This is a genomic window from Pseudomonas sp. NY15463 (assembly GCF_048068415.1).
Classification (GTDB): domain Bacteria; phylum Pseudomonadota; class Gammaproteobacteria; order Pseudomonadales; family Pseudomonadaceae; genus Aquipseudomonas; species Aquipseudomonas mosselii_C.
The window spans coordinates 756,525-771,580 of the sequence record NZ_JBLUQD010000001.1; the positions used below are offsets into that span (position 1 = coordinate 756,525).

Sequence of the window (15,056 nt, forward strand, 5' to 3'; positions counted from 1 at the left end):
CGTTCTGAACACCACCGAGACAGTCGCCATGGCCCGCAAAAAAGCCTCCATCGATTTCGAACAATCCCTCGCTGACCTGCAAGCCCTGGTCGAGCGCCTGGAGAACGGCGAACTGTCGCTGGAAGAATCGCTGGCCGCCTTCGAACAGGGCATCGCCCTGACCCGCGACTGCCAGGGCGCCCTGGCCCAGGCCGAGCAGAAGGTGCAGATCCTGTTGGAGCGTGACGGCGAACTGGCGGCCCAGCCGTTCGACGCGGAGCCCGAGGCATGATCGCGCAGTACCAGGCCCACTGCCAGGCACGCGTGGATGCTGCCTTGGAAACGCTGTTCCAGGCCCCCTCCAAAGAACTCGAACGCCTGTATGCGGCCATGCGCTATAGCGTGATGAACGGCGGCAAGCGGGTCCGTCCGCTGCTGGCCTACGCGGCCTGCCAAGCCCTGGGCGCGCCGGCCGAACAGGCCAACGGCGCAGCCTGTGCTGTCGAGCTGATCCACGCCTATTCGCTGGTGCATGACGACCTGCCAGCGATGGACGACGACGACCTGCGCCGTGGCCAGCCGACCACCCATAAAGCCTTCGACGAAGCCTGCGCCATCCTTGCCGGCGACGGTTTGCAAAGCCTGGCGTTCAGCGCCCTACTCGACGCGCGCCTGAGCCCGCAGCCCGATAGCCTGCGCCTGGCCATGGTCCAGGCCCTGGCCAAGGCCGCAGGCCCCGCTGGCATGGTCGGCGGCCAGGCCATCGACCTCGGTTCGGTGGGCCTTAAGCTCGACCAGAAGGCGCTGGAATACATGCACCGGCACAAGACCGGTGCACTGATCGAAACCAGCGTGCGCCTGGGCGCTCTGGCCAGCGGCCACGCCGAACAAGCCCAGCTCGACGCGTTGCAGACCTATGCACAAGCCATCGGCCTGGCCTTCCAGGTGCAGGACGACATCCTCGACGTGGAAAGCGACACCGCCACCCTGGGCAAACGCCAGGGCGCTGACATCGCCCGTGACAAACCTACCTACCCGGCATTGCTCGGGTTGGACGCGGCCAAGGCCTATGCACTGGAGCTGCGCGACCAGGCGCTGGCGGCGTTGCAAGGGTTTGACGAGCACGCCGAGCCGCTGCGTGCGCTGGCCCGCTTTATCGTCGAACGCCGCCATTAAGCCCTGACACCCAGGCCTGAGCGAGCGTGGACAACCCGCGCCAACAGGGTGTGTATGCCCCTGCTTGAATGGGCAGCTTTTCCCACAATGGGGTAAACTGCCGCGTCTTCAAACCTATAACGACTCGCCTGATGCCCACGACGTTTCAAGAGATCCCCCGCGAACGCCCGGTCACGCCGTTGCTGGACCGCGCCGATACGCCAGCCGGCTTGCGCCGGCTGGCCGAAGCCGACCTGGAGACCCTGGCTGACGAGCTGCGCCAGGAGCTGCTCTACACCGTTGGTCAGACCGGTGGGCATTTTGGTGCTGGCCTGGGTGTCATCGAGCTGACCATCGCCCTGCACTACGTCTTCGACACACCCGATGACCGTCTGGTGTGGGACGTCGGTCACCAGGCCTACCCGCACAAGATCCTCACCGGTCGCCGCCAGCGCATGCTCAGCCTGCGCCAGAAGGACGGCATCGCGGCCTTTCCGCGGCGCAGCGAGAGCGAGTACGACACCTTCGGCGTCGGCCACTCCAGCACCTCGATCAGCGCCGCCTTAGGCATGGCCATCGCCGCCCGCCTGCAGAACGACCCGCGCAAATCCATCGCGGTGATCGGTGACGGCGCGCTGACCGCCGGCATGGCCTTCGAGGCGCTGAACCACGCGCAGGAAGTCAACGCCGACATGCTGGTCATCCTCAATGACAACGACATGTCGATTTCGCGCAACGTCGGCGGGCTGTCCAACTACCTGGCCAAGATCCTCTCCAGCCGCACTTACGCGAGCATGCGCGAAGGCAGCAAGAAAGTCCTCTCGCGCCTGCCAGGCGCCTGGGAAATCGCCCGCCGCACCGAAGAATACGCCAAGGGCATGCTGGTCCCCGGCACCCTGTTCGAGGAGCTGGGCTGGAACTACATCGGCCCGATCGACGGCCACGACCTGCCCACACTGATCGCCACCCTGCGCAACATGCGTGACCTCAAGGGCCCGCAGTTCCTGCACGTGGTCACCAAGAAGGGCAAGGGCTTCGCCCCGGCCGAAGTCGACCCAATCGGCTACCACGCCATCACCAAGCTGGAGCCGGCCGACAAGCCAGTGGCCCCGAAAAAGCCCAGTGGCCCCAAGTATTCGGCAGTGTTCGGCCAGTGGCTATGCGACATGGCCGCCGCCGACAACCGCCTGGTGGGTATCACCCCGGCAATGAAGGAAGGCTCGGACCTGGTCGCATTCAGCGAGCGCTACCCCGAGCGTTACTTCGACGTGGCCATCGCCGAGCAGCATGCCGTAACCCTGGCCGCTGGCATGGCCTGCGAAGGCGCCAAGCCGGTGGTGGCGATCTACTCCACCTTCCTGCAACGCGCCTATGACCAGCTGATTCATGATGTGGCAGTGCAGGATCTGGACGTGCTGTTCGCCATCGATCGCGCAGGCCTGGTCGGCGAAGACGGCCCGACCCACGCCGGCAGTTACGACCTGTCGTACCTGCGCTGCATCCCCGGCATGCTGGTGATGACCCCAAGCGATGAGAACGAGCTGCGCAAGATGCTCAGCACCGGCCATCACTACAAAGGTCCAGCGGCAGTACGCTACCCCCGTGGCACCGGCCCTAACGTACCGATCAGCGGTGACCTCGATCCACTGGAAATCGGCAAGGGCGTAGTCCGCCGCCATGGCCGCAACGTCGCGCTGCTGGTGTTCGGCGTGCAGTTGACCGAGGCGCTGCAGGTGGCTGAAAAGCTCGATGCCAGCGTGGTCGACATGCGCTTCGTCAAGCCACTGGATGAGGCGCTGGTGCTGGAGATGGCTGCTCAGCATGAGTTGCTGGTGACCATCGAGGAAAACGCCATCATGGGTGGCGCAGGTGCTGCCGTCGGTGAGTTCCTGGCCCGCGAAGCCGTGGTCAAGCCGCTGCTGCACCTGGGCCTGCCGGACCTCTACGTCGAGCACGCCAAGCCTGCACAGATGCTCGCCGAGTGCGGACTGGATGCCGCAGGCATCGAGGCTGCGGTACTCGCCCGCATGGCTAAGCTCGGCCTGTAACGCCCCCGCGACAGGCATTGGCAAGGCCGCTCTTGCATAGTCCGCGCTAGCCCGTGAATGTTGGCTTGCGCGGTCACTGCAGGAGCGGCCTTGCGGGGATTTTCTCAGCCGAGCTGACGTGGGATGCGATAGAGGTAAAGCACCACCACCGTCGACAGCGCAAGCAGGCACTGCGGTATCGCCTCCAGCCCCACTAGCACCGACAACGCGGCCACCCAAGCCGGGAAACAAGCAAACAGCATCGCCATGCGTCGCGCCTGTGCCAACGCGATCCAGGCAGCCGGCTCTTCGGCGCTGCCCAAGGCCTTGTCGGTGGCGATCAGCGCCCGCTTGTAGGCGCCGAAGCGCGGCAAGCTGAGAAACAACGTGGCGGTGCCAGCAATGAACAGCGGCATCGCCAGCACCGGCATCAGCGGGTCACCAGCACCAAAAGCCCAAGCCATCACTGGCAACGGCACCAAGCCGACCGCCAGGTACTGCCACCAAGCCAGGGCCAGTCGGCGCTTGACCTCGCCACGGGTCACGCCTGGGGGACCTCGCCCTGGTGCTGGTTGCCCATCATGTGGCCAAGCTTGTCGGCCTTGGTGGCCAGGTACAGGCGGTTGTGCGGGTTATGCCCGGTGTGCAGCGGCACACGCTCGGCGACCTTGATATGCATGTCGGTCAGGGCTTTGACCTTGCGCGGATTGTTGGTCATCAGACGCAGCGAACTGACCCCCAGGTGCTCGAGCATTGGCAAGCACATGGCGTAGTCGCGCTGGTCGGCAGCAAAGCCCAAGCGCTCGTTGGCCTCGACGGTATCGGCGCCACCGTCTTGCAGTTCGTAGGCGCGGATCTTGTTCAGCAGGCCAATACCACGGCCTTCCTGGCGCAGGTACAGCAGCACGCCACGGCCCTCACGGGCGATGGCTTGCAGCGCAGCTTCCAGTTGCGAGCCACAGTCACAGCGCTGGCTGAACAGGGCGTCGCCGGTCAGGCACTCAGAGTGCAGGCGCCCCAACACCGGCTGGCCGTCGGCAATGTCACCCAGGCTGAGCACCACATGCTCACGGCCGGTGGCTTCGTCGAGGAAACCATGCATGGTGAAAGTCGCGAAGGGCGTCGGGAGTTTTGAGGCGGCAACAAAGACGACGGGCACGTTGTGCTCCTGGTGGTAGGAAATTTCAGATCGACCGATTGTATCAGCAGCCCGGAGCAGGTGCGCAGGCTGAATACCGTGGATCAAGATCGAAAAGTTCGATGCTTATGGGGCCGCGCACATCATGCACGCGGGAACAACTTTCTTGCTGATCATTGGGAAGCTGATGCGAACCCTGTGGGAGCGGCTTTAGCCGCGAAGCAGGCGATGCGGTGGATGGCACCGGCTTCGCCGGTGTTCGCGGGCAAACCAGCTCCCACAGGGTACGCGCCAAAGCTTGAAGCGACCCGCCGCTTTTTAATGGGGCTGGCTGTCGCCACTGAATGGGTACGGCTGCTTCCAGCGCTCGAAAATCGGCTTAAGCTCACCGCTACGTACCAGCAGCTGCATGCGGCTGTCGTACAGCTCACGCAGGGCCTTGCTGCGTTCGCTGCGGGAAAACGCCAGGTATAGCGGCAGTTCCGCTATATGGGTCGCACGGAAGCGATCACGGTTAGGCGCCTGCTCGAGCACATCGTCGACCTCGGTGCGCGCATCGATGTAGAAGTCCACCCGATCGTGTTCAAGCATCGGCAAGATGCCCTCGCGGCGCTGCACTTCACGGAAGTTATGCACGCTGGGCAAGTAGTTGGCATAGTCGTAGCCGCGTACCCAAGCCAGGCGATACTGGCCAATGCTTTCAAGGGTGGGCGCTGCACGGTTGGCCAGGCCCAATGCGTAAATATGGTCAATATCGAAGTGCCAGCGCGGATACAGGTTTTCGTCGTTCTCATCCTTGTACGAGCCAACCCAGGCATCCGCTTCATCGCGCTTGACCAGCCCCACCGCGCGGCTGTAGGGCGCGCTCAGCGCACGCACCTTGACCCCGGCAGGCTCGAACACCTTGCGTAGGACATCCCACGCCAGCCCGCTGCCATCAGCGTTGGTGTAGTCCTGCCATTGCTCGCTGACCAGGCGCACCTCGGCGGGCAGGTCCTGGGCCACGGCGCCCTGGCCCATCATGAGCAGCATCAATGCCAGCAACCGTGTCCTCATGCCCATCACGACGCTCCCTGTTCAGGCCACCGCCCATACCAGCACCTGCATGCCCAGCCAGGCGAACACGCCGGCCAGGATATCGTCGAGCATGATCCCGAAGCCGCCATGCACATGGCGATCGATCCAGCGAATCGGCCAGGGCTTGAGGATGTCGAAGAAGCGGAACATCAGGAAGCCCGCCAATAGCCACTGCCACCCTTCCGGCACGAGCCAGAGGGTGATCCACATGCCGACCATCTCGTCCCAGACAATGCCTTCATGATCGTGCACGCGCAAGTCGTTGGCCACTTTGCCGCACAGCCAGACGCCAAACAGCATGGTGATACCCAGCAGCAGCCAGTAGCCCCAATCGGGCAGCATCTGCCACAACGGGATGAACGGTACGGCCACCAGCGAGCCCCAGGTACCGGGGGCCTTGGGCAAGGTGCCAGAGCCGAAGCCGAAAGCCAGGAAATGCCACGGATTGCGCCACACCGAGGGCGGAACGAACTCCGCAGGCACCTGGTTGGGGTGGTCGGTCACGGTGTCTCCCTGAAATGTTGATAGCCCCGCTGATCGGGGGTGATGTCGCGGCCCTGCTGATCGCGCAGGGTCACGCCCTGGCCCTCCAGCACACGGCCGATAACGTGCACCGTCTCCGTCAACGAAGACACTGCGGCGGCTGGCGCGGTGAACGCCAGGATGTAGTCGTCGCCACCGGTGAGCGCCGCGCGCAGCGCCGCTTCGCGCCCCAGCAAAGCCACCAGCGCGTCGGACACAGGCACCTGCGCCAGATCGACCGCCAGCGCGACGCCAGAAGCCTTGGCGATGTGCCCGCAGTCGGCCAGCAAGCCGTCGGAGATATCCAGCGCCGCCGTGGCCCGCCCGCGCAGCAACTCGCCCAGGCGCAACTGCGGCAACGGTGCCCAGTAGTGTTCGAGCAGGGGCTCACCGACATGCGCAGGCGCCTGGCGCTCGCCGAGCACCAACGGTAATGCGCCTGCCGCATTGCCCAGCGAGCCGCCCACGCACAGTAGGTCTCCAGGCCTTGCGCTGCTACGGCGCAAGGCCTGGCCTAGCGGTACGCGGCCAAACACGGTGAGCGTAATACTCAGCGGGCCACGGGTAGTGTCACCGCCAATCAGGCTGATCGCACAGCGCCCGGCCATGCGCCCCAGTCCATCGGCAAAGCCGGCGAGCCAGTCGCGACCGACATCGGGCAGCGTGAGGGCAAGCGTGAAGCCGATGGGCGTGGCGCCCATCGCTGCCAAGTCACTCACCGCCACGGCCAGGGCGCGCTGGCCGAGTAGAAGGGGATCGCAGATCGCGGGGAAATGTACACCGGCCACGAGGGTGTCGGTGGAGATCGCCAACTGCTCGCCGGCTGGCAGGTCCAGCAGGGCGCAGTCGTCGCCGATACCCAAGGCCACGCCCTCGCCGCCTTGCGCACAGGGCGCAGCGGCGAAGTAATGGCTGATCAGCTCGAACTCACCCATGCCTGGTCAGCGCCGGGATCAGCGCTTGTTCGCCTTGACTTCCGCCTCGCGCAGACGCGGGGCCAGCTTGTCCAGTACACCGTTGACGAACTTGTGGCCGTCGGTAGCGCCGAAGACTTTCGCCAGTTCAACGCCTTCGTTGATCACCACGCGGTATGGCACATCGGCGCGCATCATCAGCTCCCAGGCCGACAGACGCAGCACGGCCAATTCGACCGGGTCGAGTTCTTCGATCGGGGTATCCAGGCAAGGCTTGAGGGCCTCGTCGATTTCGCCCTTCTTCACCGGAACCCCATGCAGGATCTCGCGGAAATAGGCACCGTCGACATCGGTGAAATCGTTATCGACCCGGAACTGCGCCTCGACCTCATTCAGCGAATGCTGTGCCATGTGCCACTGGTACAGGGCCTGCGTGGCGAGCTTGCGGGCTTCGCGACGCTTGGCGCTCTTGGAGGGCTTGCCGGCATCCGCTGCGCGCTCGCGCGGGTTGAAACGATCGCTTTCGTCGCTAATCACTTGGCCTCCAACTGCGCCAGCAGGCTGACCATTTCCAGGGCGGACAGGGCTGCTTCGCCGCCTTTGTTGCCAGCCTTGGTGCCGGAACGCTCGATGGCTTGCTCGATGGAGTCGACGGTCAGGACGCCGAAGGCCACCGGTACACCGAACTCCATGGACACCTGGGCCAGGCCCTTGGTGCATTCACCCGCGACGTATTCGAAGTGCGGGGTACCGCCACGGATCACTGCACCCAGGGCGATGATCGCGTCGTATTCACCCTGTTGGGCGACTTTCTGTGCAACCAGCGGGATCTCGAAAGCCCCCGGCGCACGGATGATGGTGATCTCGCTTTCGTTGACACCGTGGCGCACCAGGGTGTCGACGGCGCCGCTGACCAGGCTTTCGACGACGAAGCTGTTGAAGCGGCCAACCACCAAAGCATAGCGACCTTTGGGGGCGATGAAGGTACCTTCGATGGTCTTCAGGGTCATTCCGATGTTCTCATCTTCAAGAGCGAGGCCGCGCGTGGCGGCCTCGGGAGGGTTTGGACTCGAGCGTGAAGGGCGTCACTGCCGCCTCAAGTCACTCGGAGGGCACGTATTCTACAACTTCCAGATCGAATCCGGATATCGCATTGAACTTCATCGGCGAACTCATCAGGCGCATTTTGCGCACGCCGAGGTCGCGCAGGATCTGCGAACCGGCGCCGACGGTGCTGTAGGTGGTCGGTGTCTTAGCCGGTGCATCGCCCGCGCTTTCACGAATGTGTGCCAGCAGCACGTCGCCGTCCAACGGGTGACCCAGCAGCAGCACCACGCCACTGCCCGCCTCGGCCACCGCGGCCATAGCCGCACGCAGGCTCCAGCGCCCCGGTTGCTTGACCAGCAGCAGGTCGCGCAACGGGTCCATGTTGTGCACGCGCACCAGCGTAGGCTCTTCGGCGCAGATATTGCCGAGCGTGAGGGCCATGTGCACGTCGCCTTCCACGGCATCGCGGTAGGTGACCAGGTTGAACTCGCCCAGTTCGCTCTCGATCGGCTGCTCGGAGACGCGCTGTACGGTGCGCTCATGGATCATGCGGTAGTGGATCAGGTCGGCGATGGTGCCGATCTTCAAGCCGTGTTCGGCGGCGAACACTTCCAGCTCGGCGCGGCGCGACATGGTGCCGTCGTCGTTCATCACTTCGCAGATCACACCGCTGGGCTCGAAACCGGCCATGCGCGCCAGGTCGCAGGCCGCCTCGGTGTGACCGGCACGCGCCAGGGTCCCACCGGGCTGGGCCATCAGCGGGAAGATGTGGCCAGGGCTGACGATGTCGTCTGCCTTGGCGTCCTTGGCCGCCGCCGCTTGCACGGTGCGTGCGCGGTCGGCGGCGGAAATACCGGTGGTCACGCCTTCGGCGGCTTCGATCGACACGGTGAACTTGGTGCCGAAGCCCGAACCGTTACGCGGCGCCATCAGCGGCAACTTGAGCGTTTCGCAGCGCTCGCGGGTCATCGGCATGCAGATCAGGCCACGGGCGTGCTTGGCCATGAAGTTGATGTGCTCGGGCTGGCAGCACTCGGCCGCCATGATGATGTCGCCTTCGTTCTCGCGGTCTTCGTCATCCATCAGGATGACCATTTTGCCCTGGCGGATGTCTTCGACCAGTTCTTCGATGCTGTTGAGCGCCACGCGGCACCCCCTTCTCAATCAGGATTTCAAGAAGCCGTTGGCGGCCAGGAAGCTTTCGGTGATGCCACTGCCCTTGCTCGGTTCGGCAGCCTTGTCGCCCAGCAGCAGACGCTCCAGGTAACGGGCCAGCAGGTCGACCTCAAGGTTGACCCGACGCCCTGCGCGGTAGTCGGCCATGATGGTTTCGGACAGGGTGTGTGGGACGATGGTCAGCTCGAACTCGGCGCCATCGACCTCATTGACCGTCAGGCTGGTGCCGTCGACGGTGATCGAGCCCTTGTGGGCGATGTACTTGGCCAGCTCTTTCGGGGCGCGCACGCGGAACTGGATGGCGCGAGCGTTATCGGCGCGCGAGACGATCTCGCCAACGCCGTCGACATGACCACTGACCAGGTGACCACCCAAGCGGGTGGTCGGGGTGAGGGCTTTTTCCAGGTTGACCCGGCTGCCGCTCTTGAGGTCGACCATGGCGGTACGCTTGAGCGTTTCGACGCTGACGTCGGCCCAGAAACCGTCGCCGGGCAGCTCGACGGCCGTCAGGCACACACCATTGACGGCGATGCTGTCGCCGAGCTTGACGTCGCCCAGATCGAGCTTGCCGGTTTCGACGTAGACGCGCACGTCACCGCCCTTGGGGGTGAGGCTGCGGATGGTGCCGATGGATTCGATGATGCCGGTGAACATGCTGTTCTCCTCAAGTACGGGCTGCGCGGGGCAAGCCGGGCATTATACGCCGGGCGCCGGCAGGGGGATGGCAGTGACTCGCCAGTCATCGCCGACTGCGCGCATTTCGGTGATCTTCAGTCGCGGCGCCTCGCTCATCTTCGCCAGCGGCCAATCCAGCAACGGACGGGCGTGGCTGCCGAGGAAGGTGCCGGCGACGAACAGCTGAAACTCGTCGATCAGGCCAAGGCGGGCAAAAGCCCCCACCAGACCCGCGCCGGCTTCTAGCAGGATTTCATTGACGCCACGCTCGGCCAGCACACGCAACAGCGCGGGCAGGTCGACCTGGCCGGCGCTGCCGGGCAGGCGCAACAGCTCGTGACCGGCAGCAGCGTAGCGCGCATTCTCAGCGGCGGCGGTCACCACCAGCGCGGGGCCAGCCTGGAAGAATGGCGCCTCCAGCGGCAGGCGCAGGCGCCCGTCGATCAGCACCCGCAGCGGTGGACGTGACAGGGCCAGGGCGGTGGTTTCGGCATCCAGACCCAGCTCGCTGCCGCGCACGGTCATGCGCGCGTTGTCCTGCAGCACGCTGGCGGCGCTGGTGAGCACCACGCTGGAACGGGCGCGCAGGCGCTGCACCGCCGAGCGGGCAGCGGGCCCGGTGATCCACTGGCTTTCGCCGCTGGCCATGGCAGTGCGCCCGTCCAGGCTCATAGCCAGCTTGGCGCGCACGAACGGCGTGCCCTGCTCCATGCGTTTCAAGAATCCAGGGTTCAGCGCCCGCGCCTCGGCTTCGAGCACGCCGCTGAGCACTTCGATGCCGGCTTCCTGCAAACGCCGCAGGCCATTGCCCGCCACTTGCGGGTTGGGGTCCTGCATGGCCGCCACCACGCGTGCCACGCCGGCCTTGACCAGCGCCTCGGCGCACGGTGGCGTGCGCCCATGGTGGCTGCAAGGCTCCAGGGTGACGTAGGCGCAAGCACCTCGGGCCCGCTCGCCGGCCTGGCGCAGGGCGTGGACTTCGGCGTGCGGTTCGCCCGCGCGCACGTGCCAGCCCTCGCCGACCACCTCGCCATCACGCACGATCACGCAGCCTACGCGCGGATTGGGGTGGGTGGTGTAGAGGCCCTTGCGGGCCAGTTCCACGGCCCGGGCCATGTAGTGGGCATCGAGAATGGCGGCTTGGCTGGACATGCTTACTCTTTGGCTGGCTCGCGAGCCAGGCGGTCGATTTCTTCGCGGAACTCGTCGAGGTCCTGGAAGCGCCGGTACACCGAGGCGAAACGGATGTAGGCGACTTCATCGAGCTTGCGCAGCTCGGCCATGACCAGCTCACCCACCACCAGCGACTTCACCTCGCGCTCCCCGGTGGCGCGCAGGCGGCTTTTGATATGCGCCAGCGCCGCCTCCAACCGCTCCACACTGACCGGGCGCTTTTCCAGCGCACGCTGCATGCCAGCACGCAGTTTGTCTTCGTCGAACGGTTGGCGTGTGCCGTCCTGCTTGATCAGGCGGGGCAGCACCAGCTCGGCGGTTTCGAAGGTGGTGAAACGCTCGCCGCAGGCGACGCATTCGCGCCGACGGCGCACCTGTTCGCCCTCGGCGACCAGACGCGAGTCGATGACCTTGGTGTCGTTGGCACCGCAAAACGGACAGTGCATGGTGGCAGGCAACAAAAAAAGGGAGGGCCATGGTAGCGCATTGCACTGGCAAGACAAGCCAAAGGGGTTAACATCCATGGGAAATCTGCCCGCGAAGGACCATCCCATGCTTCATCGAGCGCTCCTGGTGCTGTGCTGCGCCGCCCTGCTCGCCGCCTGCGGCAGCGACCGGCCTAAACCTGCGCCAGCCCCGGCGCCGTTGCCGCCCAACGTCGCCAAAAAGGCCGAACCGCTCGGCCCCTTGCCTGCCTATCAGCGTGAGCTCAGCGGTACACTGCTGGAAATCCCGGCCGGCGCCTTCGTGGAGCTTGCACTGTTGGTGATCGACGAACGCGGCCGCCCGCAACAGTTGCTCGCCAGCAGGACCCTGACCGGCACCGGCCAGGCCCTGCCCTATCAACTGCGCTTCAACCCCGAGGCTTTCCCGGCCGGGGCACGCGTCGAACTGCGCGGCCGCGCCAGCCAGTCCGGGCAACTGATCCTGCACCTGCCACCACAACGCATCATCCAGGCACAAACCCAGGCCACCGGTCCCCTGCGCTTCGAAAAGGCCCCGTAAATGCCGACGCACGCCCTGCAACAGGCCCTCAGCGGCCTGATTGGTGAAGCGCGGCTGACCGTCAGCGAACTGCCGGGGTGCGCGCTGAAGCTCTGGCTGATCGATGCACAGAACATGGACCGTGCCTTCAGCCGCGAAGAAACCCAGCGCATCCTCGAAGAACCGCCCTACTGGAGTTTCTGCTGGGCCAGCGGACTGGCCATGGCGCGTTACCTGGCGCAGTACCCTGACTGGGTGCGCGGCAAACGCGTGCTGGATTTCGGCGCAGGCTCAGGTATCGCCGGCATCGCCGCCGCTAGGGCTGGGGCGATTGAGGTGGTGGCCTGCGACCTAGACCCGCTGGCATTGGATGCCTGTCGCGCCAACGCCGCGCTGAACGAGGTGCAACTGAACTACAGCAACGATTTTTTCGCCGAGGCCGACCGCTTCGACCTGATCCTGGTGGCCGACGTGCTTTACGACCGCGCCAACCTGCCGTTGCTCGACCAGTTCCTCAGCCGTGGTCGCCAGGCGCTAGTGGCCGACTCGCGGGTGCGCGACTTCAGCCACCCGCTCTACCGCCCGCTGGGCGTCCTGGACGCGCTGACCCTGCCAGACCTGGCCGAGCCCCACGAATTCCGCCGGGTCAGCCTGTACCGCGCCAGTCGTGAGCCTTTATAGTGGTGTCATTCACGGATTTGCGAGAGTTGCGATGAGTCAGGAAACGCCGTACATCTTCGATGCCACCGATGCCACCTTCCAGCAACTGGTCATCGAAAATTCCTTCCACAAACCCGTTCTGGTCGACTTCTGGGCCGAGTGGTGCGCACCGTGCAAAGCGTTGATGCCACTGCTGGCGAAAATCGCCGAGGGTTACCAGGGTGAGCTGCTGCTGGCCAAGATCAACTGTGACGTCGAGCAACAGGTGGTCGCCCAATTCGGGATCCGCAGCCTACCAACGGTGGTGTTGTTCAAGGACGGCCAACCAGTGGATGGGTTTGCCGGAGCCCAGCCCGAGTCAGCCATTCGCGCCATGCTCGAGCCGCATGTGCAGATGCCCGCGCCGCCTACAGCAGCGCCGCTGGAGCAGGCCAAGACCCTGTTCGCCGATAGCCGCTTCAGTGAAGCCGAAGCGCTGCTGCAAACGCTGCTGGGCGAAGACAACAGCAACGCCGAGGCGTTGATCCTGTACGCCCGCTGCCTGGCTGAGCGCGGTGAGCTGGGTGAAGCGCAAGTGGTGCTGGATGCGGTCAAGACCGACGAGCACAAGGCTGCACTGGCCGGCGCCAAGGCGCAGCTGACCTTCCTGCGCCAGGCCGCCAGCCTGCCCGAAGCCGCCGACCTGAAGAGCCGCCTGGCGCAGAACCCGCAGGACGATGAGGCCGCCTACCAGTTGTGCATCCAGCAGTTGGCGCGCCAACAGTACGAAGCGGCGCTGGAAGGGTTGCTGAAACTGTTCCAGCGCAATCGCGCCTACGAGAATGGTCTACCGCAGAAGGCACTATTGCAGGTATTCGAACTGCTAGGCACAGAGCATCCGCTGGTCAACCTCTACCGGCGCAAGCTCTTCGCCGCCATGTATTGAGGCCCCGCCAGGCGCGCCGCCTGGCTTGGCGGATTGTTTCCTAGAATGGCTCAGGCGATGCCCAGTTTCAGGGCATCGCTCATCTCCAGAAGCGGATATGGAACGATAAGTATCGCCCAAATGAAATTATCCCCCTCTTCGTGATAAGCCATGATGATGCACAGCCGCTCACTCCCCCAGTGGGTCATCACGCCGAGATCCGATACATCGCAGTTCTGCGCGACCCAGGTGGTATTGTCCAGAGGCACCTCCTGCTCTTCACCGCTTTTATCCACGTAGCACAATTTGAGCACCGGCTTGCCATCGCTCATCCCGGTAGAGCGAATGTAGCCGTTAGGCGGCTGATGCAGCACAACGACCCAGGAGATGAAATGCTCCCCGTCCAGAACTGCCTCGACATGGTCGACCTCCGAGACCTCCCACAGCCCTTTTTAGCCCGACGCCCGGCGACGCCTGTCCTAGGTCTCTAGCCGCGCCCTGCCGAGGCCGGTAGTGGCACCGCCAGCCGTCAGCCTCAATCAAGCCGTCATCGCGATCTAACCACTCGGGTACCTCGGACTCCGGGCTGGCGGGGAGAAGATGGAAAGTCGCCCCTTGGTCCCTGTTCAGCACTTTGAACAACGGCTCGAGGGTGCGGCCTTTGATCGGTGCCGATTGTGCCGCTGGCGGGGCCTCCAAGTCGTATTTACCGACGACCACTCCTCCCGAGCTCGACAAGGAACAGCCTCGCACAGCAAGCGCAGGCATGAACAAGCTCGGGCACTCACGCACATCCGACTCATTCAACGAGGCAAACGGATAACGCGAGCCGTCGAGCAGAATTCCCGTTTGTCCATTGCTCAAGTAGTTGCCCAAAGCGTAATCCGGAGGAAACAACCCAGCAGTCTCGCCTGCAATCGTAGGATGCAGGACCAAGAGGCGCGGATCATTGGCCAGACGCATCACGAACTGCACCGGCTCAAGCACCTTCCCCGCTTGCGAAACGGATTCGGCTAGTACGATTTGTTGCTCCGACCTAGGCAGCCCCTTGAAATACAGGGCGTAGCACAAGCTCAACGGCGAATCGTCCAACCCTTCATCAGCGGCCTCTAGATAGAAGCAGGGAGACCCTGCCCAACTGAGCGCGACCTGCTGTCCGTCATACTGGCCCACATTCTCGCCAAGGGGAATCTTCAGGCACAGATCCACCCCCTGCGCCTCATTGATACGCCGAATTTCGGTAATCAGGCGTGTCGCGGCTCCGACTGAGCGACTGAGCTGCAAATGCGCAGCGTCGAGAAACCTGCGCTTGACCACCAGACTCGCGCGCGCCGTTTCATCCACGTCAAGCTGTAGACGCAGGTCACCCAGGGTACTGCTGGCGTAGAATCCACTCAGCGATGAGGTTGCCGTCTCGAACACCAACGAACTGTTCGCAAAGCCTTGCCTGGACACTTTGAGCGCGAAGTCACGCCAATAGGCATCTAGCGTTGCCCTGTCATAGGCCACCAGAAATGGCCATCCATGCATAAGTTGTGCGCTATGGATTGCGCCAGCGCGGCTTGCGTCGTGTTCGTTCATGTTCACACCACTTTTGCTGGTTTTCCAGGCGATTCTTGGCCACC

Annotated in this window: 19 protein-coding genes; 6 read left to right on the forward strand and 13 right to left on the reverse strand. The window is 64.3% G+C overall.

Translation table 11 applies throughout. The features are described 5' to 3' along the window. Nucleotides 1-28 precede the first annotated feature (28 nt). From ACNFIC_RS03695 to dxs, 3 genes are all read left to right on the forward strand, one after another. A complete protein-coding gene (locus tag ACNFIC_RS03695; protein ID WP_011531978.1) occupies nucleotides 29-271 on the forward strand; it encodes an exodeoxyribonuclease VII small subunit in 243 nt (80 codons plus the stop codon). Then, nucleotides 268-1,155 carry a (2E,6E)-farnesyl diphosphate synthase gene (gene ispA, locus ACNFIC_RS03700; protein WP_138221360.1) on the forward strand — a complete coding sequence of 296 codons (888 nt, stop codon included), beginning with the start codon at nucleotides 268-270 and terminating at the stop codon, nucleotides 1,153-1,155. Before ACNFIC_RS03695 ends, ispA begins: the two co-directional genes overlap by 4 nt. A 131-nt stretch (nucleotides 1,156-1,286) precedes the next feature. Then, nucleotides 1,287-3,182, forward strand: a complete 1,896-nt coding sequence (gene dxs, locus ACNFIC_RS03705; RefSeq protein WP_138221359.1) for a 1-deoxy-D-xylulose-5-phosphate synthase — start codon at nucleotides 1,287-1,289, stop codon at nucleotides 3,180-3,182. Nucleotides 3,183-3,286: 104 nt separating this feature from the next. Here the strand turns inward: dxs and ACNFIC_RS03710 are convergent, their stop codons facing one another. The 11 genes from ACNFIC_RS03710 to nrdR all read right to left on the reverse strand — a co-directional run bounded on the left by ACNFIC_RS03710 (nucleotide 3,287) and on the right by nrdR (nucleotide 11,329). Then, nucleotides 3,287-3,706, reverse strand: coding sequence for an MFS transporter (locus ACNFIC_RS03710; protein ID WP_138221358.1), 420 nt, complete (start codon nucleotides 3,704-3,706; stop codon nucleotides 3,287-3,289). Next, nucleotides 3,703-4,320, reverse strand: coding sequence for a GTP cyclohydrolase II (gene ribA, locus ACNFIC_RS03715; RefSeq protein WP_138221357.1), 618 nt, complete (start codon nucleotides 4,318-4,320; stop codon nucleotides 3,703-3,705). Before ribA ends, ACNFIC_RS03710 begins: the two co-directional genes overlap by 4 nt. A 297-nt stretch (nucleotides 4,321-4,617) precedes the next feature. Then, a complete protein-coding gene (locus ACNFIC_RS03720) occupies nucleotides 4,618-5,361 on the reverse strand; it encodes a substrate-binding periplasmic protein (protein ID WP_138221820.1) in 744 nt (247 codons plus the stop codon). 15 nt (nucleotides 5,362-5,376) lie between these two features. After that, on the reverse strand, nucleotides 5,377-5,880 hold the full coding sequence (locus tag ACNFIC_RS03725; RefSeq protein ID WP_138221819.1) for a phosphatidylglycerophosphatase A: 504 nt from the start codon (nucleotides 5,878-5,880) through the stop codon (nucleotides 5,377-5,379). Continuing rightward, on the reverse strand, nucleotides 5,877-6,833 hold the full coding sequence (gene thiL, locus ACNFIC_RS03730) for a thiamine-phosphate kinase (RefSeq protein WP_416779971.1): 957 nt from the start codon (nucleotides 6,831-6,833) through the stop codon (nucleotides 5,877-5,879). The genes ACNFIC_RS03725 and thiL overlap by 4 nt, the downstream gene beginning before the upstream one ends. An 18-nt stretch (nucleotides 6,834-6,851) precedes the next feature. Then, nucleotides 6,852-7,349 carry a transcription antitermination factor NusB gene (nusB, locus tag ACNFIC_RS03735; RefSeq protein WP_138221817.1) on the reverse strand — a complete coding sequence of 166 codons (498 nt, stop codon included), beginning with the start codon at nucleotides 7,347-7,349 and terminating at the stop codon, nucleotides 6,852-6,854. Then, complete coding sequence (gene ribE, locus ACNFIC_RS03740) at nucleotides 7,346-7,822, reverse strand: 6,7-dimethyl-8-ribityllumazine synthase (RefSeq protein WP_138221816.1); 477 nt, start codon at nucleotides 7,820-7,822, stop codon at nucleotides 7,346-7,348. The genes nusB and ribE overlap by 4 nt, the downstream gene beginning before the upstream one ends. Nucleotides 7,823-7,913: 91 nt before the next feature. Beyond that, a complete protein-coding gene (gene ribBA / locus ACNFIC_RS03745; protein WP_138221815.1) occupies nucleotides 7,914-9,005 on the reverse strand; it encodes a bifunctional 3,4-dihydroxy-2-butanone-4-phosphate synthase/GTP cyclohydrolase II in 1,092 nt (363 codons plus the stop codon). A gap of 18 nt (nucleotides 9,006-9,023) precedes the next feature. Further along, on the reverse strand, nucleotides 9,024-9,689 hold the full coding sequence (locus tag ACNFIC_RS03750) for a riboflavin synthase (protein ID WP_028690276.1): 666 nt from the start codon (nucleotides 9,687-9,689) through the stop codon (nucleotides 9,024-9,026). A 42-nt stretch (nucleotides 9,690-9,731) separates the two neighbouring features. Beyond that, nucleotides 9,732-10,862: a bifunctional diaminohydroxyphosphoribosylaminopyrimidine deaminase/5-amino-6-(5-phosphoribosylamino)uracil reductase RibD gene (gene ribD, locus ACNFIC_RS03755; RefSeq protein WP_416779974.1), complete on the reverse strand. Its 1,131-nt coding sequence runs from the start codon at nucleotides 10,860-10,862 to the stop codon at nucleotides 9,732-9,734. 2 nt (nucleotides 10,863-10,864) lie between these two features. Further along, nucleotides 10,865-11,329 (reverse strand): transcriptional regulator NrdR, encoded by a 465-nt coding sequence (gene nrdR / locus ACNFIC_RS03760; RefSeq protein ID WP_016393425.1) that lies wholly within the window; start codon nucleotides 11,327-11,329, stop codon nucleotides 10,865-10,867. 106 nt (nucleotides 11,330-11,435) lie between these two features. Here nrdR and ACNFIC_RS03765 point away from each other — a divergent pair, with 106 nt between their 5' ends. The 3 genes from ACNFIC_RS03765 to trxA are packed head-to-tail and all read left to right on the forward strand — an operon-like array spanning nucleotide 11,436 to nucleotide 13,452. Beyond that, entirely contained in the window at nucleotides 11,436-11,888 is a 453-nt protein-coding gene (locus ACNFIC_RS03765; RefSeq protein WP_138221813.1) for a YbaY family lipoprotein, read from the forward strand. Further along, nucleotides 11,889-12,548, forward strand: a complete 660-nt coding sequence (locus ACNFIC_RS03770; protein ID WP_416779976.1) for a class I SAM-dependent methyltransferase — start codon at nucleotides 11,889-11,891, stop codon at nucleotides 12,546-12,548. It abuts the gene before it with no gap. A gap of 31 nt (nucleotides 12,549-12,579) precedes the next feature. Continuing rightward, nucleotides 12,580-13,452: a thioredoxin gene (gene trxA, locus ACNFIC_RS03775; RefSeq protein ID WP_138221811.1), complete on the forward strand. Its 873-nt coding sequence runs from the start codon at nucleotides 12,580-12,582 to the stop codon at nucleotides 13,450-13,452. 50 nt (nucleotides 13,453-13,502) lie between these two features. Here the strand turns inward: trxA and ACNFIC_RS03780 are convergent, their stop codons facing one another. Together ACNFIC_RS03780 and ACNFIC_RS03785 are read right to left on the reverse strand one after the other, a co-directional pair. After that, the gene (locus ACNFIC_RS03780) at nucleotides 13,503-13,763 is read right to left on the reverse strand and encodes a hypothetical protein (protein WP_416779978.1); all 261 of its coding nucleotides are present in this window, start codon (nucleotides 13,761-13,763) and stop codon (nucleotides 13,503-13,505) included. 22 nt (nucleotides 13,764-13,785) lie between these two features. Continuing rightward, nucleotides 13,786-15,012 carry a hypothetical protein gene (locus ACNFIC_RS03785; RefSeq protein WP_416779980.1) on the reverse strand — a complete coding sequence of 409 codons (1,227 nt, stop codon included), beginning with the start codon at nucleotides 15,010-15,012 and terminating at the stop codon, nucleotides 13,786-13,788. Nucleotides 15,013-15,056 lie beyond the last annotated feature (44 nt).

Bases quoted from the DNA above. Each gene is read 5' to 3' on its own strand.
- ACNFIC_RS03695 (WP_011531978.1), top strand. From the start codon at position 29: ATGGCCCGCAAAAAAGCCTCCATCGATTTCGAACAATCCCTCGCTGAC.
- ispA (WP_138221360.1), top strand. From the start codon at position 268: ATGATCGCGCAGTACCAGGCCCACTGCCAGGCACGCGTGGATGCTGCC.
- dxs (WP_138221359.1), top strand. From the start codon at position 1,287: ATGCCCACGACGTTTCAAGAGATCCCCCGCGAACGCCCGGTCACGCCG.
- ACNFIC_RS03720 (WP_138221820.1), bottom strand. From the start codon at position 5,361: ATGGGCATGAGGACACGGTTGCTGGCATTGATGCTGCTCATGATGGGC.
- thiL (WP_416779971.1), bottom strand. From the start codon at position 6,833: ATGGGTGAGTTCGAGCTGATCAGCCATTACTTCGCCGCTGCGCCCTGT.
- ribE (WP_138221816.1), bottom strand. From the start codon at position 7,822: ATGACCCTGAAGACCATCGAAGGTACCTTCATCGCCCCCAAAGGTCGC.
- ACNFIC_RS03750 (WP_028690276.1), bottom strand. From the start codon at position 9,689: ATGTTCACCGGCATCATCGAATCCATCGGCACCATCCGCAGCCTCACC.
- ribD (WP_416779974.1), bottom strand. From the start codon at position 10,862: ATGTCCAGCCAAGCCGCCATTCTCGATGCCCACTACATGGCCCGGGCC.
- nrdR (WP_016393425.1), bottom strand. From the start codon at position 11,329: ATGCACTGTCCGTTTTGCGGTGCCAACGACACCAAGGTCATCGACTCG.
- ACNFIC_RS03765 (WP_138221813.1), top strand. From the start codon at position 11,436: ATGCTTCATCGAGCGCTCCTGGTGCTGTGCTGCGCCGCCCTGCTCGCC.
- ACNFIC_RS03770 (WP_416779976.1), top strand. From the start codon at position 11,889: ATGCCGACGCACGCCCTGCAACAGGCCCTCAGCGGCCTGATTGGTGAA.
- trxA (WP_138221811.1), top strand. From the start codon at position 12,580: ATGAGTCAGGAAACGCCGTACATCTTCGATGCCACCGATGCCACCTTC.
- ACNFIC_RS03780 (WP_416779978.1), bottom strand. From the start codon at position 13,763: ATGAGCGATGGCAAGCCGGTGCTCAAATTGTGCTACGTGGATAAAAGC.
- ACNFIC_RS03785 (WP_416779980.1), bottom strand. From the start codon at position 15,012: ATGAACGAACACGACGCAAGCCGCGCTGGCGCAATCCATAGCGCACAA.